Raw genomic sequence first — 25059 nt, forward strand, 5'->3', positions numbered from 1 at the left:
ATGCTAAAATTTTTGCTAATTCTTTTCTTGATGAGCTTTTTATCATCTATCATCAACGCTCAAACTTTAGATAGGATAGAAACCAGCATAACCGATACATCAAAAAAACATTCGCCTGTTCGATCCCTATCTGCTTCTTTTGCACCCAAAATTGATCAGTCACGAGAGAAAATATATCATCCGGATAGTTCACATATTCCGCACACGGCAGTTATGCGTTCCTTAATGATTCCAGGTTATGGACAAATCTATAACCACAGATGGTGGAAAGTACCGTTGATTTATGGCGGCCTGGGCCTCCTGGCCTCGGCAATAATCTATAACCAGCACCAATACAATGAGTATCTCACCATATCGCGATACCGTCAGGGTGATCCGCCAGGCCCGGACGCACCCTATTACGACCGATATATTCTTTTCAGGGATTATCAGGTTTCGGATGCCCGGTTAAGCGATGTACGGGAAAATTCGAGAAGAAACAGGGATTTAAGTATAATGGGTTTTCTGGCAGTTTGGGGCGTCCAGGCAATTGATGCGTACATTGATGCGAAGTTCCTGCATTCTTATTCAGTTGATAATAATTTATCATTCAGGGCAACTCCCCAAGTTATAAATCGCCAGGTATATGCACAGGATACGGGTTTTAGGTATATTCCGGGTGTTAAAGTAACTTGTAGTTTCTGATAAGCTGTTTAAAAGCGATTCAGTAAAACTTATATATCCCTTTGCTGGTGCACACGGTCGCGTGTACCTTGTCCGTTTTGTTTTGAAATGGTATTTGACGAATTTGTAACTTCACCTAATTAGACATTCGTAATGAGTTGAGAGGAACACGCGGCACGCGTGCACCAGCGAAAGGGAAGACGCTTGCGGCAGAGGGGATCTTTATAATTAAAATTATGTGATGATGAAAGAGTATAAAAAATCTGATCCCACAAGGATTGTTATACGTATATTTTTTGTTTGTTTTTTAATCTTTACTCCTTTTGTTATTTGGCAAATGCGTAAAACGCCTTCTCCTGCAGAACGCATATTAAATGAAGCACAAAAGATGTCTTTTCATGGAAGAATAGATTCGATCTGTTTTGATAGACAAAATCATAATGCAATTTATTTGATCTTGACTGATGGATTCAGGTATCCTCTATATGAACATTGGCAGTTTCGTGTGCAAAAGGGTGATTCTCTTGCAAAGGATTCAGGTGATTATGTAGTTCATGTGGTCAGAAGCGATGGAAAAATTGACACGCTTGACTATCAAAAATTGATAAAGATCTACCAATAAATATTTATCTTATTCTGGTTTAGCGGTAGCGTAACTTAGACCTAAAACTATGCAAGTATTTTGCTTGCGTGGCTTAACTAGCAATAAACGATACAACTGTCATAAAGTTAAGCTGAAAGCTTAAATCATTTTAGGACGAAGTTACGCTATCGCTAAACTTCGACCAGTGGGGGGAAAGCTTAACTCATTTTAGGACGAAGTTACGCTACCGCTAAACTTCGACCAGTGGGGATTATGGAGGGCAAGTTCCTGTCGTTTAAGAAGTGGTAAACTAACAATGTTTTCTTTGCCTTGGTTGGAGTTATGCAACTGCTAAACTTCGACTTGTTGGGGACATGATTACATCCCCTCAATAGCATTCGATAGTGTGCTACTTGCCGATCATTTTTTTACTTAAATATGGGCTGTAATCGAGAACGCCTGTGGAGGATGGACATTTATAATGTTGAAAAAAGAAAGGATAAAAAGCACTATACCTCCTATAAACACAAATACATGCGGCAACATAACGTGAGGCCAAAAAAGGATCTTGAAAATGCTATTTTTATATCTCCCATGCCATTGTTTGCTCCAAAAATGAGTCAATTGCAGCGGTTGTACTGCTTTTTTTACTTCGGCGTTAAAATGGTCTTCAATTGTATATACACGATCATAAAAAGATTGCTGAAATGTTTTCCAAATCCCCTCAATATACCAAAATAGTAACGAGGCTACCGACGCAATTAGAAATAATGCTATGCTGCCTTTACCGGTAAACCCGGCCCCCATAATTACAAGACTGCCTGATACACTCCAGGCTTTTATGGTTATACTTTTACTGTCAAAAGATTCTATTGTATTTTGAAGATGGAAGTATTCTTCTTTTAACAGAGCTTCGATGTTGGTAAGGTCAGGATTAGGCATGATTTATAAGTGTTTACCAAATATAACTAATAAGGCTTGTAGTTGATAGTATTATTTCCCAACAAAATTAAACCCATGAACTATAAGACAGTTAGTGTTGAGAACGCGCGACACGCGCGCACCAGCATAAAGAATTAAAGTAATTTGTAACTTCTGATAAGCTGTTTAAAAGCGATTTAGTAAAACTTATATATCCCTTTGCGGGTGCACCCATGCCGCGTGTCACGTGTACTTTGTCCGTTTTGTTTTGAAATGGTACTTGACGAATTTGTAACTTCACCTAATTAGACATTCGTAATCAGGCGAGAGGAACACGCGGCACGCGTGCACCAGCGAAGAGGATAATTCAGGAGGATTGGGGTGAAATCCGGGGCTCTTCCTTGTATATTTACACATCAGAGGGCAACGTACAGGTTGGCTATGCGGCTTCCAAAATTCCCATGACAGATTTTAAGCAACTTTTGCAGGAATGGCTGGCGTTTATCAGTTAGCCGATAAACAGTTCAAATTACCGTTAATAAGTCTATCATTCTCTTATTATGGTCGAAGTTTAACGGTAGCGTAACTTAGACCAGTTGGGGGCATAAAATTAATGCTTTTGTAATAGTTGTTCCTTTTTCTCCATGGCTTTCTTCAATTGCCCTCGTAAAGAATCTACTTGCATCTTTAACTGCTTAACTTCCGTATCTGTTTTTATTTGCAGGTCTCGAACTGATTTTTCATTTAGATCTTTGATATTGGAGATCGTGATACTTGGTGAGCTTTTTTTGACTACAGCGATTGACAACAGTACAGATATCGTTAAAACTGCAAGAAACCAGATGCCTAATCTAAAACAACGGCTAGCGTAAACTAGGTTACTGGCCATTTTATTAGTAGCATTGGCGTTGAAATTGATCATTTTAACGGAATCATCAATCTCTCCATTCATGAATTTAAGTAGCGTACTTGCTCTTTTTTCACTTGTTACTGTACTCGTAGAACCATACATATAACGACTTTTGTTGATCAAATGTAGTTTGATAGCATAGTGGATAGCCAGTATAAAGTGAAGAAAAAGTATGATAAACAATATTAGGAGGAATGTACTGACATATAAGTTCAGGCCTGAAAACCGTTCAGCAAAAAGAGAGATAAAAAGTGAGGTGATCGAAATGACGGTACTAGATTGCCCAATAATTTGCGAAACTTTTGTTTCAATGGTTTGCGTCCGCTCGGCATGGGCTTTGGCCAGTTTATCCAGATAATCCAAGTATAATCGAGCAGCGTCTGTTGTCGTAGCAGGTTTGTATTGCTCCTTATGATAAGGATATTCATTTTCGGTGAACCCTATATATTCCAGGTATCTTTTAAACATCGGCCAAAAAATTAATAATACTGCCGGATATGTCCAAACCAGTATCTATTTCGATCCAGGCCCATTGGCCATTAGGGTTAATTTCCAAGAAATAATAGCTTCCATCAGTCGATTTTATCATATCAATTGCCCCAAAAGATAGGTTCAGTTTATTGACCAGTAATTTACAATGGCTGGCAAGCTCTTTAGGAATTTCACAGGTTAAAAACTTTAGTTTCTTTTTCCTCCAATCTGTAAGTGTTTCCGGGTCGGTTTGTGAATATACTTTAGCTGCAAAAACCTGGTCTCCAACAACGGTAATCCGTAACTCATATTCTTTTTCGATCCGCTTTTGGAAAATACACGGGGTCAACTCAAATTCACTAATATTGGCCAAATGTGCTGCTTGCAATTTATTGGTGTATATCAACCGATGGCTGGTTTCATCTTTGATGCGCCCGCTTTTTAGAGGCTTGATAATAATATCGCTTTCACATGAATCAGAAAATTCGATTAGCCGATCCTTGCTGTTGGTAACTAGTGTTTCCGGGATCATGAATCCGATTTCTCTGGCCAAAGTCAATTGATAGAGCTTATTCTCCGCCGTATGGATCGCATTAGGATCACTCAGCCATTTTTTTGCGGGAAGGTTTTGCAATAGGTTATATAAAAGCGCATCATAGTCAGCAAATAAGCTGGCCAGCTCTGGCTCTGTAAGATTGTCCGCATGTAATTCCGGTAACTTGGTACGCCTAAACCATACAGCATTAAATGATGTGATACCAGCTATGGCAGAATGCGCATCAGAAGCCGTATTAAAAACATAGTCTATGGTGGAAATATCCTCACAGTTGAACCGGTAATACGGAATGGATTGTTGATTAAGTTTGTTAATCAGAAAATCAGCCGTAAAATCTTCTTTGTGCGTAACGATAAGAATCATTAATTGGTTAGTTTACAGACCGCGGCTGAAGTTGCAACTGGTCGACATCACCGTCAGTTTCATCACCATTAAGTTGTCTTGTATAGATTCTTGTATCGATGGATTGCCTTATTGCAAATCTGAAATTATCATCAGATTCACTGGTATCTACTTCTGCCTTTGTAAAAGTTTCTGTAATAAAAGTGACCTCATTGATAGCTGGCTGACCTGTGGATTTCAACACATTCAGATGAAGTTTTGAATCATATTCAATCTCATCAAAGGTAGTGTGATCGTCTTTTGGAATTTCAGCGTATTCAAAAATTAAAGGTCTCATAATGTAAGGTTTAGATATAAAGGTAGATATTATTTTAATTATAATAACCAAAAGATTTCTTTTATTGCATCTATTGCTTGTAAGGGCGAAAATTATTGGGATTATATTTTTTTAACACTATAATAATTACTCGGATTTTTAGCAAGTTTTTCTTCTCCAATCTGACGCGAGTATGCAGCGTTGGACTACAGGGCGACAAAGACAATATATAAAGTCACGAGTACGCCACGATTTTGCCTGCGCCGCATACCGCACTAGAAAAAGTAAATCATAAATTTTAATCCCTCACCCACAAATCAACCCCGCCACAGTCCTCACCTCAACAAAATCATCCCCCTCCAAATCCTTACAATTCACATGTGTATCGGTGCAGATCAACTTCTTAATAGCCCCGCAGGCTTTTAACTTACCAATGCCATCGTTCACAAATAAACCATGCGTGGTGATCACATAAATATCCCCGGCACCGGCATTTTTGTAAGTCATCGCGGCGTTTACGATGCTGCCGCCCGAGCGGATCATGTCGTCATAGATAATAACCGTTTTGCCGGCTACGTCGGCGTTGATGGCACTTACTTCGGTATGGTCGCCTTTGAGGCGGCGTTTGAGGATGAAGGCGGCGTTTACACCCATATCATTAGCCAGTGATTCAACCCATTTGGCGCGGCCGGCATCCGTGCTGGCCATCACAAAATTATCGCCGCCATAACGGGTAGCCGCTTCAATCACAATATCCTTGCAGTACACATGTACGGGGTACAGGTCCTGCTCAAAGTAGTACTGGATGCCCTCGCTATGCAGATCGAACAGCATCACTTTATTGCCCCGGTTTGATTTGGGTATAGCCGAAAGCAGGCGGGCGCGGGTTTTGGCCGTTACAATTTCGCCGGCTTTAACGGCACGCTCCATGGTGCTGTAGCCAAAGTAGGGGATCACCAATGTAAGCGAATCGGCCCCATAACTCACCAGCGATGAAGCCAAATCATATAATTCAAGCGTAGCGCTGTCGTTCACGGTACCGCCTATCAGCAGCACTTCGCGGCCTTCCACGTTGGACAGGATGCGCTGATAACGCTCGCCATCGGTAAAGTGGCTCACTTCAATTTCGCCGCGTTCGCAGGTGCCCAGAGCAAGCACTTTTTCGGCAAGGTATTCATATCCGGTTATGGCAAAAAGTAGTTTTTTCATTATATAAGAGCTTAAAGCAGAAGGCCTAAAGCATAAAGCTTTTTTGTTAATGTGATTTATTGGTTCTGTAAGGTGTTGATCACCTGCTCAAAGGTAAAATCTTTCATGATATGCCCGTTCTCAAAAACAGTTTGGAGCTGGTCGGCAAGTTCGGGTTGTTCATCCTGCTGAATGGTTTTGTAACCTTCGGCAGTTTTTACCAGTTTGAGCCTGCCGCCTTTGCTCTTTTTAAAACTGGTGGTGATGTTGCCACGGGCGTCCATTTCGGTGGGACTTTTCTCAACAGCTACTTCATTTCCGTCAATAACGGCGCTGCTGCATTTCAGGGCGAACTTTTGAGTATCACGATCAACCTTTTGCAGTAACGCGCCGCCCATGCCCAGCACCAGGTTTTCGGCACTGATGCCGTTTTCTTTAAGGGCTTTGTAAATCACGCCGATCTCGGTATAATTAACTCCATCGCCCTGGATCACCCTAACCTGCGGAGGCAGTACTTTATAGCCTTTGGCATTGGTGGTAAAGCCGAACTTATCGAACAGGATGTTAAAGATCTCCAATAAGGTCATGACCGGGTCGCCGCTATCCGGGCGGATCACCAGGGTGCCGTCGCGTTTCAGGATCTCCTGTTTCAAATCTTCGCCCCAATACTCACTGCAGGCGCGGAAAATGTTATAGCTGTCGCTTACACAGGCTATAACGCCGGTGGGGAAGCTGCGCAGCACATGTTTAAATACTTCCAGTTCGCCTTGCTGCCCAAGCAGGGTGCAAATACTGTGCTCGGTAGCAGGGATGCTGAGGCCATATACTTTTTCTGCATGGTAATATTTAATAGCCATGCCCGAGCCGGCAAGGTTATCGCTGCCTGCAAAGCTGAGCAAGTGGGCAGCTCCGCCAATTTTGGCACTTTCTACACTGCTCACCCCACGGAAACCGAAGTCATTCAGCACAAAACCAATCCCGCCGAAAGCTTCGGGTGTGGCGGTTTCCTCGTAGTATTGGGTAACTACTTTTTTAACCTCATGGCTAAGCGTAGCTACGGTGCAAGGGTACCAAACCTGCATCAGCAGGGTTTCGAGGAAGTTGGTGAGCCAGTAACATTCGGGGTCGGTATTTTCAATGGTCATGAGCACGTTACCGGTGGGCACGCTGGTGCCTTCGGCCACAGCTTTGATGCGTACAGGCAAGTAGCCGTTATATTTATCTAATATGTATTGAAACTTACTGCAGTCAAACACATCATTGCGGCCGAAAACCTGTTTCATAAATTCGTCGGCTTCATCCAGATCAACCTGGTTAAAGGCTGGGCCCTGCAGGTATTCCTTCAAAAAATATTGCAGACCGAAGAAAACGGTTTCGTTGAACATGCCCCCGCGGCTTTCCAGGTAACTGTAAATATTGGTGGTGCCGGGGTAGTAAAATTTATGGTGGGCGTATTTATAGGCGTCGGCTAAGAGGATCAGATTTTCCTTTTTCATGGCTTTAATTTTTAAGGTATTTGCCGGTGATGAAATTAAACAATTCAATGTGTTCTTCGCTAATAGAGCCATCTTTTATCATTAATGGGAGGTCTGTTAGTTTAAACCAGGCCAGGTCGGCAATATCATCCTGGGCCTTTGGTTCTCCTTCAATAAAGTCGCAGCTAAACAGCAGGGTAATGATCTTATCGGCTTCAATGCGGTAGCGCCAGTCGTTTATTTTGGCCGATGTTTCGTACTGCATAGCGGTGGTTTGCATTTCGCCGCACTCTTCGGTAAGCTCGCGTTTGGCAGCATCTTCGTAACAGGCATCTTCCGGGTCGGAAAAACCGCCCACAAAGCGACATTTATTGTTGATGGCTTTTTTGCCTAAGAGGATCTCGCTGCGGTTATTCCTGAACAGGGCTACATCCACGGTAGGGTACACCTTTGGATATTGGTTATAGTAAGCGTACAGGATGCCTGCGCGGAAATCGTTTGAATCAAAAACCTTATCGGCGTATTGTTTACGCAGTTCCGTGGCGTTATAGTCGCCATGCTCGGGCAGTTCGATGGTTTCAAATTTACCGCTATAGTAGGGAATGAAGCTGTCGCGACTGCCGTACAAACAAAACTGCTCAGCATTGAAAACACTTTTAAGCAAATCGTCCAGATTATCCGACCAAACTTTATCACTCGGATTATCGCTGATGGGCAGCACCACAATTTCAGGATAATCTTTTTTGATCATTTTTTCACGCGTGTAATAGTCGTAAGGGTTTTTGCGGCTGCCTTTTATGGGGCTAACACCCAGCAGTATGATCAGTTTGGCATGATTCTGCTTAACCTGAGCTATCAATTCCCGGTGACCCTCATGCAGGTATGGCGTTTGAAAGCGTGCTATAATTACTCCTGTTTTCATTTTTGATTTGCGTTAATTATACACAAATATAAATATGTGTTTTTAATACGCAAATTATTTTTTTATTTTTTTGGAATAGAGGGTTTATTTATAAAGAAGATGAGACAAAAAAGTTTTTGCTTTTAAGGTTGGAGATTTATTTCACGCAAAGGCGCTAAGACGCAAAGCTTTCTCTGGTTTTTTGTGCGAATATAGTGGTGGGATAGCCTGTCACCCTGAGCTTGTCGAAGGGTCGCGCGCAGATGCCCTGCCCACTATGCTTCGACGGGCTACCCATGACACCCGCTTTTGACTCCGTTACTAATTTACAAGGAAAACTTTGCGTCTTAACGCGTTTGCGTACTCAAATAACTAATTGGCAGATAAAAGTTAGCGTACTTATATCTCGAAACTAATGCCCTCTTTCTTCAACTGAAAATACTTTTCCTCGTTAAAGCGAAAAAGGTTACCCGGTCTGCCGGCGCCTTCGAGGGCCTGTTTTTCGGTAGTTTCTTCGAGGAAGCCGTATTTGGTGATCTTCTTTTTAAAGTTACGGCGGTCGATAGGGCGGTCGAGTACCGCGAGGTAGAGCTTTTCGAGTTCAGAAAAGGGGAACTTTTCTTCAAGCAGCTCAAAGCCCACGGGCTGATAAAGCATTTTGCTTTTAAGGCGTTCGCGTGCCACGCTGATAATGGTAGTATGATCGAAGGCCAGGGCGGGAAGCTTTTTGATATTGAACCAGTTTACATCGCTGGCGTCGGTAGCGGCTTTAACAACAAAGGCGTCGGGCCTTACAAGCCCGTAATAAGTTATGGAGATCACCCTGTTACGCGGGTCGCGCCCTGGCTGGCCAAAGCTGTACAGTTGCTCCAGGTAAGTGATGTTTACGCCGGTCTCTTCCCGTAGCTCGCGCTGAATGGCTTCCTCTAACGATTCATGGTCAGCCACCAAACCGCCTGGTAATGCCCAGCTGTTTTTAAAAGGCTCAATATTGCGTTTGATGAGCAGCACGGATAATCCCTCCTTGGAGGTATATCCAAATACTACGGCATCAACGGCAACCTTTATGTTTTGGGCGACTGACATAATACAAAGTTAGATATTGAGAAGCGGTAGGGCAAGAGAAAGGCAACTATTCAATCAATTAAAATCGGTGTGCCGAACACTATTTCTTTACGTTTTATTAGCTGGTGAGGTAACGGTGTTAAGCGGAAGGAATATTAAAAGTTTTTTTATTTAAAAATTTTCTTGTAAATATGCCCTACCGATCAGTAAACCGTTTTACCGCCGCTATGCTTCACGATAAGGAATATCAAATGTGGCCCGATGCCCGGTTATTGGAGCAGTTAAGGCTTGATGACCGTAAGGCATTTGAAATTCTGTACCATAAATATTCCTCGAAGTTGTTTTACGCGGCTTATAACCTTTTCAGGGATAAGGATGTTTGTGAAGACCTGGTGCAGGAACTATTTATTGATCTGTGGACAAAGCGAAACCAGCTAAATATTACTTCGCTCGAAGCTTACCTCAAAGTAGCCATCAGGCACAGGGTATTATTTTATCTGCGCACAAAAAAGGCATCGGTAGATCTTGCGGTGATTGAAACGCTTGTTGAAAAGTATTCGGCAGATAGTAAATTGTTCCAGGATGATATTGCTCATTTACTGGAAGATGGCGTAGCTCAACTCCCCGAAAAATGCAGGCAGATTTTTACCCTGAGCCGTAAAGAATATCTCAGTAATAAAGAAATAGCCACCCGGCTAAACATCTCCATTAAAACTGTCGAAAACCAGATCACTATCGCTTTGAGGTACCTGCGCACCGGCTTAACTGACTACCTGCCGTCGGTAGTGGCGCTGGTATTGCTGCATATGTTTGGCAAATAGACCCAAAAAAATATTTTCAATTGCTTTGGGGGCTACCCCGGTTTATTGCATCCTGCAGTTATAAACCATGGCAAAATTCCCTTTCAGAAAAAAACAATCCGGTGCAAATGACAGGCATTTGCAGGAAGAGCTTGTGAATAAGTATTTCGATGAGCTTGATCTCCGCAGCGTACAAAACGAAGCAGGTGATGATGTGGAATTTAACGCCGACGGTTTATTCAGCAGGATCAATGCTACTTTAGATAATGCAGAAAAGAAAACTCCCGGCAAATCAAAAAGATGGATGGTTGCAGCCTCGCTGCTTGCCGGTTTATGCATTTCGGTAACTGCCGCCTATCATTACCGTTATGCCCTGCTTGATCGTTTAGATCCTATCGCCAGCAAACAATTGGTTGCCGCTAACGGGCAAACTGTAAATTTCACCCTTGCCGATGGTACCAAAATATGGTTAAATGCTGGCAGTAAACTTACTTATCCCGAAACCTTCCGGGGCGAAAAACGAGAGATCAGGCTGGAAGGCGAAGCTTTTTTGGATGTGGCACATGACCCTGCCAAAGCTTTTATTATACATACCGGAAAAGTGCGCACCCAGGTGCTGGGCACCAGTTTTAATATCAAAGCCTATGCTAACGAAAGCTTTATTAAGGTTGACGTTTTAAGCGGCAAAGTTGGGGTAGTTACTCCGGCCGGTGCAGCAAAAAATACAACCACATTTTTAACCCCCGCCGAGGAGGTTGTTTTTAACAAAGATGGCCTTTCTGTCACCAAAAATAAACAGGTTGATGTGAATGCACTAAGTAGTTGGAAAGACGGCGAACTGGTATTTAAAAACATGGCACTGCCCGAAGTGCTCAACACCATTAACCGCCATTTCAACGTAACCGTAAAGGCCGATATTAACCTGGCGCGTTGCTCTATTACCGCCAACTTTACCAATGTTTCACTGGAAAATATCATGAAGATCATATCGAAACTGGTGAAGGGAAAAGCTGTGCAAAAGGGCCCTGCTTATCAGCTAAAAGGCAAGGGCTGTTAACATAAAACCAATTAATAAAAGAGACATACCAATTATCAGTTAACCTAAATAACAAGCTATGATAACATAAATACATTAAAAAACCCTGCTCAAAAGGGATTTTGACAGGGTTAAACTAAAATGCCGGGTTATTAATAAGTGCAGCGTTTAGAGGTCCAATTCAGAACGAAGCACTTGAATTTCAAACACTTTAATTTTCTCAAATCTATGAATATATCTCTATTTTCAAATGGAGTAATTCGTCATGTATTAATATTAATGAAAATTACCTCGCTTGCCTGCTTTGTGGTTTGCCTCATGTGCTTTACGGCCGTGGCAAACAACTCGTTTGGCCAAAAATTTCTGGAGGTATCGGTTACGCTCAAATTAAAAAATGCCAAACTAACCGACGCGCTGGATAAGATCTCGAACCAAAAGCATATCAAATTTGCCTATGCCGATAATGTACTTAAACCAACTTATGTCATAAGCCTTAGGGTTAAAGACAAAAGTATTAAGGAAGTACTTGATCAGGTGTTGACTCCCTTCAACCTCAGCTATAAGATCATCGATGATGTTATCGTTATTGATGAAAAGCCCGAGATTGAAAGCAGCACCGGCGGTATTGAGCAGGGCCCCAGGCAACCCATCAAAGTTAAAGGTAAAGTTACCGACGAAAACAACTTAGTTATACCCGGCGCAAGCGTACGGGTTAAAGGTACAACCATTGGCACCGTAACCGATATTAACGGTAATTACACCATTGATGCGCCCGATGCTGACGCTGTACTGGTGTTTAACTTTATTGGTTATACCACAAAGGAACAGCCCGTAGGTAGCCAAACTACGCTGAACGTGCAGCTGATCCCTGAAAGAACCTCTCTTAACGAGGTGGTAGTTATTGGTTATGGAACTCAAAGGCGCGCCAATGTTATTGGCGCGGTTGACCAGGTCAGCTCGAAGGCTATCGAGACGAAACCATCGGTTAACCTGACACAAGCTTTGCAGGGAACATCCCCAAACCTTATCATCCAGCAAACCAGTTCAGAGCCAGGCGCTTACGCTAATATTAATATACGGGGTATGAGTACCTTGAATGATAATAACCCGTTGGTAGTTATTGATGGTATTACGGGCGGCGATATCAACTTGCTCAACCCTTTAGATATTGAAAGTGTTTCGGTATTGAAGGATGCCGGTTCGGCTGCTATTTATGGTTCACGCTCGGCCAATGGGGTTATTTTGGTTACCACTAAAAAAGGAAAAAATAATTCGCGTACAACGCTTTCATATAATGGGCAGGCTGGCATCCAATCACCGCATGTTGGGTACAAGCCGGTGCATAGTTATGAAAATGCCATTTTGCGTAACGAGGCTGTGGTGAATGCCGGTTTGCAGCCTATTTACAGTCCGCAGCAAATTCGTGACTTTCAGCAGCAAGGCGATCAGCAATGGTTTTTGGATGCAATTTTAAAAGATGCATGGCAGCAAAATCACAACCTAGCTTTAACCGGCGGAAACGCCACTACTACGTTCCTGGTATCGGCCGGGGTTACTGACCAGCGAAGTAACCTGGTTGGTCCCAATTATGGCTTAAGGCGTTACAATTATAGAATGAACCTTACCAGTAATTATGGTAAGCTTAAGTTAACAGGCATACTTGCCTACTCACGTACCGAAATTAAAGAACATTCGTACAGCACCGGTACCCTTATTGTTGATGCTGGTCGTACACCTACTTATTATAAGATCAAAGACGACCAGGGCCGCTACCTTACCAATGATGTGCTTACCGAGTTTAACCCGTTGGGAATACTCGAAAAAGGTGGCTATCGGTTACGCGATAATGATAACATATTTGGAAATCTTAATGCCGAACTTTCCATCACTAAAGACCTGAAGTTAAAAGGTGTATTTGGTGGTACCTTGCTATCAAACCACATGTTTGGCAGGGTAATGCAGGTTAATTTTTATCCGTCGGGTACCTACGGTGCTGATAGAAACACCAACGACGAAAACGACAAAAACCTGTTTACCAATGCACAGTTCCTGGCGCAGTATACTAAAACATTTAATAAATCGCATAATGTTGATGTACTTATTGGTGTTGCTAATGAATCGACCACTAATAAATCAAACAGGCTTTATTTAAAGTATACCGACCCCGAGTTAGGAACCCCAGTTACAGGTACCGTTATCGACCCGGCGTCATCAAACACCAATAATAATACGGTAGAAACCAGTCTTAACTCGTTATTTGGCAGGGCTAACTATTCGTACAAAAACAAGCTCTACGGCGAGTTCGATTTCCGTTTGGATGCTTCGTCTAAATTCAATACACAAAATCGTAACGCATTTTTTCCATCGGTTTCGGGCGGTTACAGGTTAACAGAAGAGGCCTTTATGCAAAACTATCGCGATAAATTAGGCGATATTAAGTTAAGGGCTTCATATGGTATTTTGGGAAACCAGAGTGTGCGCGATTATCAGTATCTGCGTACTTATGGGCCTTACCGCAATGGAGATGGAACAATCAATCCCAATCCTTACGGGTTCAATAACTCCGGCGTTGGCGGCATAACTATTGATTTTGCCAATCCAAACCTGCGTTGGGAACGCGCGGCAACATTTAATGCCGGCGTTGATGCCAATTTCTTTAAAAACAGTTTAAGTGTATCGGTTGATTATTTCAACAAAACAACCCGTGATATCCTGTTGCCGCCGGTTGTACCCGGAACTTTCGGCGCCGGGCTACCAAGTTATAACGCGGGGAAGGTGCAAAACCACGGCTGGGAACTTACGGTTAATTATTATTTGACCACTCAAAACTTTAAGCATTCCTTTAGCTTTAATGTGGGCGATAGTAAAAACAAAGTTTTATACCTTGAGGGCGGCGACCAGTTAAAAACGTACGATGAGATGCAGGTTATTAACCGCGTTGGTCTGCCTATTGGTTCGTATGTGGGTTTAAAACGCGATGGCTATTTTCAAAATCTCCATGATATCCAAACAGGCCCTAAACCAGCCGGCCTAACTGTTTCGCCTGGCGACAATCGTTATGTTGACGTTAACGGCGACGGCGTTATTGATGATAACGACAAGTTTGTTTTGGGCAACCCATTCCCACGATTGACTTTCGGTTTTACCTATAATGTTACGTTTAAAGGTTTTGACTTCAACCTGTTTTTACAGGGCGTGGGCAAGCGGAGCATGTTTGTAAGAGGCGAACAGGTTGAGCCCTTCCACGTAAATTATTCGCAGGTTATTTATCAGCACCAGTTAGATTATTGGACTCCTGAAAACCCAGACGCACGTTACCCAAGACTCGCGGCCAGCGGCAGTCAATCGAATGAAAATAACTTCAGGCGAGGGTCAGACATGTACCTGTTTGATGGCAAATACCTGCGGGTGAAAAATGTGCAGTTTGGTTATACCTTACCTGCAACTTGGTCAAAGAAATTGGGCTTACAAAAACTGAGGGCCTATGTATCCGGTCAAAACGTACTCACTTTTTCAGGTGTGAAGTTTATAGATCCTGAATCGACCGAGTTCAACAATAACCTTAGTGCAAATGGAGCAAACAGCGCACGCGCTTATCCAACACCAATTTATTATGGTTTTGGCTTAGATGTAACCTTATAACACTATCCATCATGAAAAAAAAATCAACACATAAAATTGCCTTCTTTATATTGCTTGCCGGGTTGGTATCGGCCTGTAAAAAGCTTGACCTGGCACCGGTAAACAAATTTACCGATAGCAATTTCTGGACGACAGCTGAAAAGGCCGGCAGTGTGCTTAATACGGCATATACTCAAATGTATAATAATGACTATTTCTTTTATAACGAAGGAGCGTCGGATAATGCATACAATGGCCGTGGTGACAACCAAGGGGTGGCTTCGCTTGCCGCAGGCACCTATGATCCGTCATTGGGGCGTATCAAACAGGAGTGGGGCTTTCACTATAGTGGCATAAAAACTTGCAATATCTTTTTAGAGAATGTTGATAAGGTTACCGCTATGGACGCAACGCTGAAAGCCCGTATGAAAGCTGAAGCAAGGTTTATCCGTGCTTTTCATTATTTTATGCTGGAGACCTGGTGGGGGGATGTGCCTTTATTTGATCACGACATTACAATTGAAGAATCAAAAACAGTTGCACGTACGCCGAAGGCGCAGGTAGTGGATTTTGTTTTAAAAGAACTTGATGCAGCGGCTGCCGATTTGCCGGTGAACACCGCCTATAAAGAATCCGACAGAGGGCGCATCACTAAAGGCGCTGCCATTGCCCTTAAAGCAAGGGTGTTGTTATATGAAAACCGCTGGCAGGAAGTTGCTGCTACCTGCGAAAAGCTGATGAACGATAATAGTAATGGTACATACAGCTTGTTCCCCTCATATGAAGGTGTGTTTTTGCCGCAAAACGAATATAACAGCGAGGTAATGCTTGACCTGGAATATGTGCCTATTGTGCGTACCTACAGCAACTTTTTTGATATGGCCCCGCTGGCTGTGGGCGCGCGTTTGAATGCACTTGCGCCAACCCAGGAACTGGTGGACAGTTACCTGATGGATAACGGAAAAAAAATATCTGATGCAGGTTCGGGCTACGACGAAAACAATCCGTACGTTCACCGCGATCCACGTCTAACCAATACTATTGTTTACAATGGCTATCAATGGAAAAAACCTGATAACACAACACAAGTTATATATACCAAACCGGGCGATGATCCTGCTCCTACCAAGCTTGATGAATATGCTCCCGGAAAGGTAAGTTCGCCGACTGGCTACTATATCCGTAAGTATTACGATCCTACATCTGCCACCAATTTTCAGTCGGGTTTAAACTTAATATTAATCCGCTATGCCGATGTGTTGCTGATGTATGCCGAAGCTAAAAATGAGCTTGGCCAGCTGGATGCCGGTGTTTGGGATAAAACAATCAAAGCCTTACGCGCCCGCGCCGGTTTTACCGATGCGCCTGCACTTAACTTCAGTGCAACCGGACAGGCAGATTTACGGAACATTGTACGTAACGAGCGCCGTGTAGAACTGGCTATGGAAGGCCTGCGGGTGTTTGATATCCGTCGTTGGCATACTGCCGAAACCGTACTGAACGGTTGGGCGCACGGAGCCAAATTTGGTCCGGCATCGGTTGATAATGGCTACATCAGGGCCAACCTGCGCACATTTGACAAAGGTAAAAACTACCTCTGGCCAATCCCTCGCGATGAGCGCGCTGTTGACCCTAACCTAACTCAAAACCCGGGCTGGTAAATCATTAATTATTTATAAAAAGACATTATAATCAATTACGATCATGAAAAATATTACATACTGCCTCATGGCAGGCATCATAGCCATTTTAATGGTAACAGGCTGCAAAAAGGATAAAACCTTACAACATACACAGGTATCGGCAGTAACCAACCTTTTTGCTCCTGCAAATAACAAATTCATCCAGTTAGAGCCGGTAACCGGTTCGGCCACATTTGAATGGGCCGAAGCCCATGCCGAAGACAATGGCCTGGTTTTGTACGAGGTTGCTTTTGATAAAGAAGGCGGCGATTTTTCAAAGCCAATTTATACTATTCCTTCAGATGCTAACGGACTCTACAACAAGCTTACCATCTCGTACAAAGACCTGAATAAGGTGGCCGATTTAGCCGGGATCCAACCGCAGGCTACCGGTAAATTGAAATGGACCGTAATGTCGTCGAAAGGTATCAATGTGGTTAAAGCGACTGCATCAAGCATTATTGAAGTGCAGCGTGCTGCGGGTTTTACAGATATTCCTGCTGATCTGTACCTGACAGGTTCGGCAACCGAAGGCGGCGAAGACTTAAGCAAAGCGGTACATTTTAAACAAACTGCAGCGGGTGTTTTTGAGGCCTGGACATCATTAAAAGCAGGTACCTACCATTTTGCCGAACGTAACACAGGCACTCCTGCTACTTACTCTATCGATGGTATTAAGCTGCTGAAAGATGGTAGCACTACCGTAACCGGCGCAACTAAAGTTGAGCGTATCGTAGTTGACTTTACATCTGCATCGGCTACTATAACCGAAGTAACTGAGGTTGGTTTATGGTTTGCGGCAGATAATAAAGTATGGTTCCCGCTCCCTTACAAAGCCGGTGGTAAATGGGAAATAGATAACGCTTCTATTGTATTTCACCAGGAATCATGGGGTAGGGATGAGCGTTACAAGTTCCGCTTTACCTTTAAAGATGCTGCGGGTAACACTTCAACCCAGTTTTATGGCAGCAAAAATTCGGATAACAGTCGCCCGGATGCCAATACAGCCAAATCATTCTGGTACATGGTGCCGGTTAACAACTCGCAATATGATTTCTGCTTTAAGTTTACCGGTGCAGCCGATAATCACAACGCCGATATCGTAGTTGACTTTAGCGCTGATGCTGCTGCTTATACCCACTCTGTTACTGTTAAATAATATTAACCGCCTACCTGCCGCCGTGTTGCCAAAATATGGCGGCAGGTTGACGATAAAAGATATTTTATGAAAAATAAATTGCTCAACATAGCTACTGCTGTCCTTGTAGGCGGCATAGCCATGACTTTTTCATCGTGTTTAAAGGATAAGCCTTTCCCCTTGTACGGCAATAAAGCTTCGGCAAAGGTGCAATATAAGTACGCCGAAACAGCCGATTCATTACAGGAAAAAACATACACAACCTTCATATCGGCAAACGGAAATTATTTTGTGGCGAACAATGCCGGCAGTACCACTTTTAATTACTGGCCTAATGCCCATACCCTTGATATTTTTACCGATGCCTACCTGCGCACCAATAATGATATCTACAAGCAAAGAATGAGCTCGCTTTTAGCCGGAATAAAAACTACTAACGGCGGTCTTTCCAATAATTTTTACGATGATATGGAATGGCTGGATCTGGCTACATTAAGGGCTTACAATGCTACAAAGGATGCCGCTTATCTAACGGCAGCCCACACGCTTTGGACAGATATTCAAACCGGCGAAAACAGCAACCAGGGCGGCGGTATAGCCTGGCGTAAAAATCAGTTGGATTATAAAAATACACCTGCAAATGCTCCGGCCATCATCTTTGCGGCCCGTTTATATGCTTTGGAAAAAAATGAAGCCGACCTCGCGACAGCAAAAAGATTATATACCTGGCTTAAGAAAACCCTGCTTGACCCTTCAGGTATTATCTGGGATGGTATCAACGCCAATGGCGACGGGCAGATCAGCAAGTGGAAGTTTACCTATAACCAGGGTGTGTTTATCGGGGCTGCATTGGAACTTTATCATGTTACCAAAGATGCTGCTTACCTTACCGATGCGGTAAACACAGCTAATGCCACCATTAATGATACAGATATTTCACCCGGCGGCATCCTGAAATCGGAAGGGCAGGGCGACGGTGGTTTATTTAAGGGAATCCTGATCAGGTATCTTACACTGCTGGCGCTTGATCCGGATGTTTCAGAAGCAGACAAAACTAAGTTTATCAGCTTCCTGAAATTTAATGCCGAAACACTATATACGGCAGGTATCGAAAGACCATCGCTCATGATCAGCCCCGACTGGAAAAAGAAACCATCGGGAACAACAGACCTCACTACCCAGTTAAGCGGTGTAATGATGGTTGAAGCTGCCGCAACGCTGAAAGCGGCCGGTAAATTTTAAACAACAGCTTTGTAACAATAAAAGCCATAAAAGGATTCAACCACTTTTATGGCTTATTTTAGTATCTGATTTATACCTGTCCTAAATACAATTATCTATGAAAATTAAATTGATTACCCTGCTATTTTTTACCGCTGCAGTAAGCGCAAATGCCCAAACACCTAATTACAAAGGGCGGATAAAAATCATTAACCAAAATATCAACAGTTGTTTTGCTGATACCAAAACAGGGTTGTATCTTGAAACTACCGACTCGGTTGAGAATAAGGGCAACCATTCGTTTTTGTGGCCACTTTGTGCTTTGGTTCAAGCTGCTAATGAAATGGAAGTGCTGGAACCTTCAAAACAATATCTCAAGCCTGTTATGGTTGCTATCCAGCAATATTATTCGCCCCGCTCGCCCGCACCGGCTTACCAGGCCATGGTGGCAAAAGAAAAGCAGGATTCGCGTTTTTATGATGATAACGAGTGGGTGGCCATTGCCCTGATGGATGCCTATAACCGTACCCATAATAAACAGTATTTGGAAACCTCTAAAATGATCTACCGCTTTTTACTAACCGGTTATACCAATGAAGCCGGTGGTGGTTTTTATTGGGAAGAAGGCAACCGGAAAAGTAAAAATACCTGCTCAAATGGTCCGGGGATATTGGTGGCCTTGCAGCTGTACAAAGCAACAGGTCGTAAACAATATTTAGACACAGCTTTACTGGCTTATAACTGGACAAACAAAAACCTGCAGGCGCCATCCGGCTTGTTTTATGATAACATAAAGGTGCCGTCGTTAAAGATCGATTCGGCCATTTATACATACAACGCGGGTACCATGCTGCAAGCCAATGTGCTGCTCTATAACATCACCCATGATAAAAAATACCTGACCGAGGCCCGTCGCATAGCCAAAGCTTCCGAACAATATTTTTACCGTAACAACCGGCTGCCCGGCAATTATTGGTTCAATGCGGTTTTACTTCGTGGCTACCAGGAATTATATCGTGTTGATAAAGACAAAACACAATTTCGTTTTTTTGTCGACGACGCTAACCGTATATGGCAACAGGAACGGAACGATAAAAACCTGCTCGGCCAGCATCGCATCAAAAGCCTGATAGACCAGGCAGCGATGATAGAGATTTATGCGAGGCTGGAGGAGATGGGGGTATAAGGTACTACTCCCCCGTCACGCCAAGCCAGTCGAAGCATGGCGGATAGGGCCTCTGCGCGCGACCCTTCGACAGGCTCAGGGTGACAGGCTCGCCTACGAAAATAAAACGGTTGTCATGCTTCGAGAGCCTACCCATGACAACTTAAAAAATGGGTGTCATACTGAGCCCGTCGAAGTATGGAGGGCAGGCCTCTGCGCGCGACCCTTCGACAAGCTCAGGGTGACATGCTGACACACAACAAAAAGGGATTGTCATGCTTCGACAAGCTCAGGGTAACAGGCCTTTATTTTTTGCTTTAGCTAATTCCGGTAAAAGATCCCAAGTGCCGTTTATGATAGCTTCTTTCTTTTCCCTCCTCCAGCCCTTAACTTGTTTTTCAAATGCAATTGCTTGATTAACGTCATTAAATACTTCATTAAAAACCAATTTCAATGGTCGTCGTTTAAAAGTATAACAAGCGGGGTTCTCGCCGGATTGATGCTCAATCAACCTTCGCTCAATATTATTAGTTATTCCAGTGTAGTACGAACCATCAGCACATTTCAATATATAAACGTGATATTGATTCAGGCCAACGTTTATCATCCCTTACCCAAACAAATTATTCGTAAACTCCATCTTTATTCTTGTTTGAAAGTTATCTATCGTTTTAAAAATCTCCTTTAAGGCTACTTTTTCAATTTTGGTGAGTTTATCCGGGTCGATGTAATTGTCGGGTTCGGTGCGGTCCCGGATAATTTGGGAGGCCTGGTTGCGGAGGCGCAGGCCCATTAAAAAATAGTACGACTGGATCAGCTCATGAACCTCTTTTTCGTTGAACACACCTTTCTCTTTTAGCGCCTTCAACCGCTCGCCTGTATTAACCTCAAAAATACGGTGGCGCAGGGCGTACATTCGCACCAGGTCGACGATAGGGGTCATTGATTTTTTAATATCGAAAACTTCCTGGCTGCCTTTGGTGAACGTTTTGATGTTTTTGAAAAAGGTGAGGGGCGGCTCATATTGCAAAGCATTTTTAGCCATGTGGAAGAAGATCTTGCCCAACGGTTTTTGCAGTTCCTCATCCAGAAATTCTTTGAGCTCATCCATAATACTGGCCTCGCCATACAAATAGCGGCAATCAAAAAAGGTAGAGAACTGAATTACAGTTTCGGGAACAGCTTCGGTCATCCAACTTTCGTAATTGCGTTTCCAATGGGAGAGGGAGTGCGTCCATTTGGGGTTTTGGGCCATGTAGCCGCCGGTACAAAAGCTGAAGCCGATATGATCAAGCTTTTCGGATACCTGCTGCGCAAAGCTCAGGAAATATTCGCGCACTAACTCACGCTGCTCGTTGGCTTTATCTTCGTAAATAATGGCGTTATCCTGGTCGGTTTTAAAGGTTTGCTCTTTACGGCCTTCGCTGCCAAGCACCATGAAAACAAATTTGGCAGGCGGCTGTCCCATAGTTGCAATAACGCTTTCAATTACTTTTATGGCAATGGTATCGGCAATAGTGGTAATCACCTGGTTTACAATTTCGGCGTTTACACCACGGCCAAGCAATTGCGTAACCATTTGCGGTACCGATTCCCATTTACGCTTAAGCTCCTGTACTGAAATGGCTTGTTTTACCGATTGAATAAACACCAGTGGCGATTGCGCCTGTTCGGACAATAATTTATTCCTGCTGATGCTGCCTACAAATTCATCCCCGTTTTTGATGAGTAAATACCGGGTTTTGGTACGGAACATCATCAAAATAGCTTCGTATACATAAGCGTTGGTACTAATGCAAATGATAGGGTTATCCATAATGTTGCCGACCGGTTGGGCGGTATCCGCCTGTTTTGCAACTACATTATCGCGCAGGGTTATATCGGTCACATAGCCTACAATTTTGGCTTGTTCATCGCGAATAAAAATGCAGCTTACCTTATGTTTAGCCATTAGGCGGGCCGTTTCATAAACAGGGGTCCCTTGAGGGCAGGATACTATCTCGCGGTATTCGATACCTTCAATTTTACGCGAGTACATTTGTTCGGAAGCTATGTAGCTTTCTTCAAACGTTGCCGGGCGTTTATAAAAATGGGCAAACTCATCATTAAGCATCCGTTTACCAAAATCGGCAGTAAAATATTGTACAAAATCCTCGTAAGCTTTGCACAGCGACCGGAAATCCTTGCGGTGTAAAAAGAAAACGGTTGTGCCCTTTTTGGCTATTACCGTACGGATAGACTGTTTACGGTTAAGCAATACCGAAATACCTCCATAGCAGTAACCCGAATGATGATACTCCAACAACCGCTTATTTTGCTGGGTGTCATAAAAAAAGGATTCGTATTCGCCTTCGGCAATGATATCCACGCCGCGCATTTTGGTTACTTCCTGCTGGTAAATAACCGTGTCTTTACTATAACGGATCTCCTGCAACTGGTCGGCAACCTGTTCCAATACTTCTGTTGGAAGCAGATTAAAAGGGGATACTTTACTTAAAAATTCAAGACGTTGAACCATATAACCAAAAAGCTATGATGATGATCAAAATTAAAATGATGGCTGCGGGTAAAAGGTATTTTTTTTCGGAGCGGATTTTTTGCAGGTAAACCTCCTGGTGCTCTACGCTCTCTTCGCTAATATCGCCGCGTTTCAGCATCTCAAAAAAGCATTCGGCGGTAGCTTCGGCATCTTCAAGGGCGTTGTGCTGCCTGTCGAATGTTTTGTTAAACAGTACTTCGTACAGTTGGTTTAACCTTAAATACTTGGTCTGCGGGTTTTGTACCCATTTGGTGGTAGCCAGCATGGTACAAAAGGTTTTTAAATTTTGAAGCGGATTGGTGATTCCTGTGCGATAAAACTCAACGCCGGCAACATTCAGGTCAAGCTCAATAAAATGACCTACTACGAGTGGTTGATATTCAAGCAGATCGTTGGCCAGCATGTTCATTACATCGCTCCGCCATTCACCGTGCTCAACCAAATACTCCTGGGTAAGGCCATGAACAGCATACGCTTTTGGGCTTATGGTGAAGTCATTATCCTTAATATAATGATCTTCGCGCTTTATCTCCTGCATATCTTTGGTGTACACGATCCACGACACCTGCAGGGCATAAGGCCAGTTGTCGTTATCACAATAGGGCAGGTCCCACTTTTTGGGCAGGCCGGAGGTTTCGGTATCTATGAATAAAAGGTAATCTTGCACATGCTAAATTTATGAATTTATTTGAATGATGGGAGCAAGTGTGAATTGCCTTTAAAACCATTGATTGGTCGAAAGTTATTTAGGAATTAAAATCAGATCATTAATTTAAAATCTTATGGAAAAAAAACCGCTGATTTAAAAGCAGATTTAATGCTTGGCTTAAATTCGCATATTCGTAATATACAATTACAGGAAAACATGATGACGAATAAGAAGATCAAATTTATTAAGGCTTTGATAATATATTTAACTTTTATTGGTTTGGTGACCCTTTTTGGTTTAATTACAAAAATCGGCCAAATAATAGGAAATTTCAATATCTTCTTTATATCTGTTTTGTTGATTAATCTATTTGTTGTTGTGGTTAACTTATTCTTTTTGTTCAAAAAAGAATCCGAAAATGGCTATAAATTGATTTTACTTGCGAACGCAATATATAGTTTAATTTCTGGCCTTGAGTTTCGCGGGAGAGGTGTTATCATTAGCAATAATTTAGGCCCTGATATATCGGTTTATTTTAAAAAGAATTGGGGAGGGCTTGATTACGGTTTCCATTATGATGTTTTTAATGTAGTTATTAAACTGTTTTTCTATGACAATACTAAATATCCTCAATTGTCTTTTCAGGTAAATTTGATCATGTTGATGATAAGTGTGTTCCTTTTTTTTAATTGTAAAACAGTAAAAAAGTCTTTATATACAGAGCGTTAACTGCAGTAGGCGTAAAAATATTGCGTCGGCAGTCGGAAATGTATAAGTTGCCACTGTTACTGGTCGAAGTTTAGCGATAGCGTAACTTCGTCCTAAAATGGTTTAAGCTTTCAGCTTGAATTAAACAATCCTTGTTTGGAAGCGGATTGAATAAGGGGGGCATTTTACCCAAACCGGGGAATCATTCTGCTTCCCCGGTTTGGGTAAAAGTTACGCTCTCGCTAAACTTGAACCAGATTACAGGTTTTTCTTTAGGAAGCGGGCTTACGGCGCTGTCAACACCTTCCTCTCCACTGTATGCGCGCTAAAGTAACCCAACGCACCGCCTTTGATATTGGTTAGTGGATTTGCCGGGGCGGCGTTATTGCCATCGCCGTTGGCGCTGTTACTAAGACTGTAAAAGTATTTGTAAACCGCCTGGTCAATGCTCATCATTTCGATGGTTACCTGGTTGCCGGGGCGGATATCACGTGCCGGGTTATCGTTGCTGTTGTCAAACCTGAGGTTGTTGTTCACCTCCTGCCCGTTGGTAAATTCATCGTCTTCCAGCATGATCGTTTCTTCTTTGCGGCCGTTTACATACTGAACAAAACGATAATAGTTTTTGGTAGCTATAGGGTCGTCATATCGCACGGTGACATATTTACGCGGGGTGCCGTCCTTGTTATTCTGAAGTTCGTCTTTAACCAGGTAAATACTATCTAACGGAACGGCGGGATGCATTAAGCAGCTTGAGGTGAATGTTTTGCCATCAACACTCACACTAAGCTGATAGGTATGGCCAGGGGTGCCTGTTAAGGTACTGTTTTGATAAATGCCTGTGCTGGTAGCTGTAAGCGGGTAAACATTGTTATTATCATCGGCAATAGCAACGGTAGCGCCGCCTATGCCATTGAAGTCATTGTTATCGGTGAAGTTTTTGGTCTTACTTAATAATACTTTGCAGCCGCCGGCCTGGTTGGTTAATACACCTTCAACTACATATTGCGGGGTGGTATCTTTCAGTTTAAGGTCGATGGCTTTTTCGCAACTGCTTAAGGTTGCTGCAAAAAGCATAGTGGTGATGTATTTTATAGTGTTTTTCATCG

At 43.0% G+C, this 25059-nt stretch carries 22 protein-coding genes; 10 read left to right on the forward strand and 12 right to left on the reverse strand.

The features are described 5' to 3' along the window. Positions 1–30 precede the first annotated feature (30 nt). A complete protein-coding gene (locus tag ABID99_RS06085) occupies positions 31–684 on the forward strand; it encodes a DUF5683 domain-containing protein (protein WP_373613189.1) in 654 nt (217 codons plus the stop codon). Positions 685–904: 220 nt separating this feature from the next. Further along, positions 905–1285: a hypothetical protein gene (locus tag ABID99_RS06090; RefSeq protein ID WP_373613190.1), complete on the forward strand. Its 381-nt coding sequence runs from the start codon at positions 905–907 to the stop codon at positions 1283–1285. A 393-nt stretch (positions 1286–1678) separates the two neighbouring features. On the opposite strand, the gene ABID99_RS06095 is transcribed toward ABID99_RS06090, so the two are convergent. The 8 genes from ABID99_RS06095 to ABID99_RS06130 form a co-directional block, all read right to left on the reverse strand. Further along, the gene (locus ABID99_RS06095; RefSeq protein ID WP_373613191.1) at positions 1679–2188 is read right to left on the reverse strand and encodes a hypothetical protein; all 510 of its coding nucleotides are present in this window, start codon (positions 2186–2188) and stop codon (positions 1679–1681) included. Between the two features lie 589 nt (positions 2189–2777). Beyond that, complete coding sequence (locus ABID99_RS06100) at positions 2778–3545, reverse strand: hypothetical protein (protein ID WP_373613192.1); 768 nt, start codon at positions 3543–3545, stop codon at positions 2778–2780. Further along, the gene (locus ABID99_RS06105) at positions 3538–4467 is read right to left on the reverse strand and encodes a hypothetical protein (RefSeq protein WP_373613193.1); all 930 of its coding nucleotides are present in this window, start codon (positions 4465–4467) and stop codon (positions 3538–3540) included. The genes ABID99_RS06100 and ABID99_RS06105 overlap by 8 nt, the downstream gene beginning before the upstream one ends. 7 nt (positions 4468–4474) lie before the next feature. Next, positions 4475–4783 (reverse strand): hypothetical protein, encoded by a 309-nt coding sequence (locus ABID99_RS06110; RefSeq protein WP_373613194.1) that lies wholly within the window; start codon positions 4781–4783, stop codon positions 4475–4477. A 285-nt stretch (positions 4784–5068) separates the two neighbouring features. Then, positions 5069–5971: a ribose-phosphate diphosphokinase gene (locus ABID99_RS06115; protein WP_373613195.1), complete on the reverse strand. Its 903-nt coding sequence runs from the start codon at positions 5969–5971 to the stop codon at positions 5069–5071. Positions 5972–6027: 56 nt separating this feature from the next. Further along, positions 6028–7446, reverse strand: a complete 1419-nt coding sequence (locus ABID99_RS06120; RefSeq protein WP_373613196.1) for a nicotinate phosphoribosyltransferase — start codon at positions 7444–7446, stop codon at positions 6028–6030. A 4-nt stretch (positions 7447–7450) separates the two neighbouring features. Continuing rightward, positions 7451–8347: an NUDIX domain-containing protein gene (locus ABID99_RS06125; RefSeq protein WP_373613197.1), complete on the reverse strand. Its 897-nt coding sequence runs from the start codon at positions 8345–8347 to the stop codon at positions 7451–7453. Positions 8348–8725: 378 nt separating this feature from the next. Further along, positions 8726–9412, reverse strand: coding sequence for an NUDIX domain-containing protein (locus ABID99_RS06130; protein WP_112654126.1), 687 nt, complete (start codon positions 9410–9412; stop codon positions 8726–8728). Between the two features lie 170 nt (positions 9413–9582). Between ABID99_RS06130 and ABID99_RS06135 the strand changes: the two genes are divergently transcribed. The 7 genes from ABID99_RS06135 (at position 9583) to ABID99_RS06165 (ending at position 20075) form a co-directional block, all read left to right on the forward strand. After that, complete coding sequence (locus ABID99_RS06135; protein WP_188832777.1) at positions 9583–10212, forward strand: RNA polymerase sigma-70 factor; 630 nt, start codon at positions 9583–9585, stop codon at positions 10210–10212. Between the two features lie 67 nt (positions 10213–10279). After that, positions 10280–11248 carry a FecR family protein gene (locus ABID99_RS06140; protein ID WP_373613198.1) on the forward strand — a complete coding sequence of 323 codons (969 nt, stop codon included), beginning with the start codon at positions 10280–10282 and terminating at the stop codon, positions 11246–11248. 258 nt (positions 11249–11506) lie between these two features. Continuing rightward, positions 11507–14869 carry a TonB-dependent receptor gene (locus tag ABID99_RS06145; RefSeq protein ID WP_373613199.1) on the forward strand — a complete coding sequence of 1121 codons (3363 nt, stop codon included), beginning with the start codon at positions 11507–11509 and terminating at the stop codon, positions 14867–14869. An 11-nt stretch (positions 14870–14880) separates the two neighbouring features. Further along, positions 14881–16509 (forward strand): RagB/SusD family nutrient uptake outer membrane protein, encoded by a 1629-nt coding sequence (locus ABID99_RS06150; protein WP_354484139.1) that lies wholly within the window; start codon positions 14881–14883, stop codon positions 16507–16509. A gap of 43 nt (positions 16510–16552) precedes the next feature. After that, the gene (locus ABID99_RS06155) at positions 16553–17689 is read left to right on the forward strand and encodes a SusE domain-containing protein (RefSeq protein WP_090526297.1); all 1137 of its coding nucleotides are present in this window, start codon (positions 16553–16555) and stop codon (positions 17687–17689) included. A 66-nt stretch (positions 17690–17755) separates the two neighbouring features. After that, on the forward strand, positions 17756–18910 hold the full coding sequence (locus tag ABID99_RS06160; protein ID WP_090526299.1) for a glycoside hydrolase family 76 protein: 1155 nt from the start codon (positions 17756–17758) through the stop codon (positions 18908–18910). 97 nt (positions 18911–19007) lie between these two features. After that, a complete protein-coding gene (locus ABID99_RS06165) occupies positions 19008–20075 on the forward strand; it encodes a glycoside hydrolase family 76 protein (RefSeq protein WP_373613200.1) in 1068 nt (355 codons plus the stop codon). Positions 20076–20343: 268 nt separating this feature from the next. On the opposite strand, the gene ABID99_RS06170 is transcribed toward ABID99_RS06165, so the two are convergent. The 3 genes from ABID99_RS06170 to ABID99_RS06180 are packed head-to-tail and all read right to left on the reverse strand — an operon-like array spanning position 20344 to position 23260. Further along, entirely contained in the window at positions 20344–20661 is a 318-nt protein-coding gene (locus ABID99_RS06170; protein ID WP_229701582.1) for a GIY-YIG nuclease family protein, read from the reverse strand. A gap of 3 nt (positions 20662–20664) precedes the next feature. Further along, entirely contained in the window at positions 20665–22572 is a 1908-nt protein-coding gene (locus tag ABID99_RS06175) for a DUF294 nucleotidyltransferase-like domain-containing protein (protein WP_373613201.1), read from the reverse strand. After that, positions 22556–23260 carry an exonuclease domain-containing protein gene (locus ABID99_RS06180; RefSeq protein WP_373613202.1) on the reverse strand — a complete coding sequence of 235 codons (705 nt, stop codon included), beginning with the start codon at positions 23258–23260 and terminating at the stop codon, positions 22556–22558. The genes ABID99_RS06175 and ABID99_RS06180 overlap by 17 nt, the downstream gene beginning before the upstream one ends. Before the next feature lie 150 nt (positions 23261–23410). On the opposite strand from ABID99_RS06180, the gene ABID99_RS06185 reads away from it, so the two are divergent. After that, positions 23411–23971, forward strand: coding sequence for a hypothetical protein (locus ABID99_RS06185; protein ID WP_373613203.1), 561 nt, complete (start codon positions 23411–23413; stop codon positions 23969–23971). A 264-nt stretch (positions 23972–24235) separates the two neighbouring features. On the opposite strand, the gene ABID99_RS06190 is transcribed toward ABID99_RS06185, so the two are convergent. Continuing rightward, a complete protein-coding gene (locus ABID99_RS06190) occupies positions 24236–25057 on the reverse strand; it encodes a DUF4249 domain-containing protein (protein WP_373613204.1) in 822 nt (273 codons plus the stop codon). Positions 25058–25059 lie beyond the last annotated feature (2 nt).

The sequence above is a fragment of the Mucilaginibacter sp. OAE612 genome, assembly GCF_041806395.1.
Classification (GTDB): Bacteria; Bacteroidota; Bacteroidia; order Sphingobacteriales; family Sphingobacteriaceae; genus Mucilaginibacter; species Mucilaginibacter rubeus.

Coding starts and splice junctions, on each gene's coding strand:
- ABID99_RS06150 (WP_354484139.1), top strand. CDS start 14,881: ATGAAAAAAAAATCAACACATAAAATTGCCTTCTTTATATTGCTTGCC.
- ABID99_RS06115 (WP_373613195.1), bottom strand. CDS start 5,971: ATGAAAAAACTACTTTTTGCCATAACCGGATATGAATACCTTGCCGAA.
- ABID99_RS06135 (WP_188832777.1), top strand. CDS start 9,583: ATGCCCTACCGATCAGTAAACCGTTTTACCGCCGCTATGCTTCACGAT.
- ABID99_RS06145 (WP_373613199.1), top strand. CDS start 11,507: ATGAAAATTACCTCGCTTGCCTGCTTTGTGGTTTGCCTCATGTGCTTT.
- ABID99_RS06175 (WP_373613201.1), bottom strand. CDS start 22,572: ATGGTTCAACGTCTTGAATTTTTAAGTAAAGTATCCCCTTTTAATCTG.
- ABID99_RS06090 (WP_373613190.1), top strand. CDS start 905: ATGATGAAAGAGTATAAAAAATCTGATCCCACAAGGATTGTTATACGT.
- ABID99_RS06185 (WP_373613203.1), top strand. CDS start 23,411: ATGCTTGGCTTAAATTCGCATATTCGTAATATACAATTACAGGAAAAC.
- ABID99_RS06105 (WP_373613193.1), bottom strand. CDS start 4,467: ATGATTCTTATCGTTACGCACAAAGAAGATTTTACGGCTGATTTTCTG.
- ABID99_RS06155 (WP_090526297.1), top strand. CDS start 16,553: ATGAAAAATATTACATACTGCCTCATGGCAGGCATCATAGCCATTTTA.
- ABID99_RS06100 (WP_373613192.1), bottom strand. CDS start 3,545: ATGTTTAAAAGATACCTGGAATATATAGGGTTCACCGAAAATGAATAT.
- ABID99_RS06110 (WP_373613194.1), bottom strand. CDS start 4,783: ATGAGACCTTTAATTTTTGAATACGCTGAAATTCCAAAAGACGATCAC.
- ABID99_RS06095 (WP_373613191.1), bottom strand. CDS start 2,188: ATGCCTAATCCTGACCTTACCAACATCGAAGCTCTGTTAAAAGAAGAA.
- ABID99_RS06160 (WP_090526299.1), top strand. CDS start 17,756: ATGAAAAATAAATTGCTCAACATAGCTACTGCTGTCCTTGTAGGCGGC.
- ABID99_RS06170 (WP_229701582.1), bottom strand. CDS start 20,661: ATGATAAACGTTGGCCTGAATCAATATCACGTTTATATATTGAAATGT.
- ABID99_RS06165 (WP_373613200.1), top strand. CDS start 19,008: ATGAAAATTAAATTGATTACCCTGCTATTTTTTACCGCTGCAGTAAGC.
- ABID99_RS06140 (WP_373613198.1), top strand. CDS start 10,280: ATGGCAAAATTCCCTTTCAGAAAAAAACAATCCGGTGCAAATGACAGG.
- ABID99_RS06190 (WP_373613204.1), bottom strand. CDS start 25,057: ATGAAAAACACTATAAAATACATCACCACTATGCTTTTTGCAGCAACC.
- ABID99_RS06085 (WP_373613189.1), top strand. CDS start 31: ATGAGCTTTTTATCATCTATCATCAACGCTCAAACTTTAGATAGGATA.
- ABID99_RS06125 (WP_373613197.1), bottom strand. CDS start 8,347: ATGAAAACAGGAGTAATTATAGCACGCTTTCAAACGCCATACCTGCAT.
- ABID99_RS06130 (WP_112654126.1), bottom strand. CDS start 9,412: ATGTCAGTCGCCCAAAACATAAAGGTTGCCGTTGATGCCGTAGTATTT.
- ABID99_RS06120 (WP_373613196.1), bottom strand. CDS start 7,446: ATGAAAAAGGAAAATCTGATCCTCTTAGCCGACGCCTATAAATACGCC.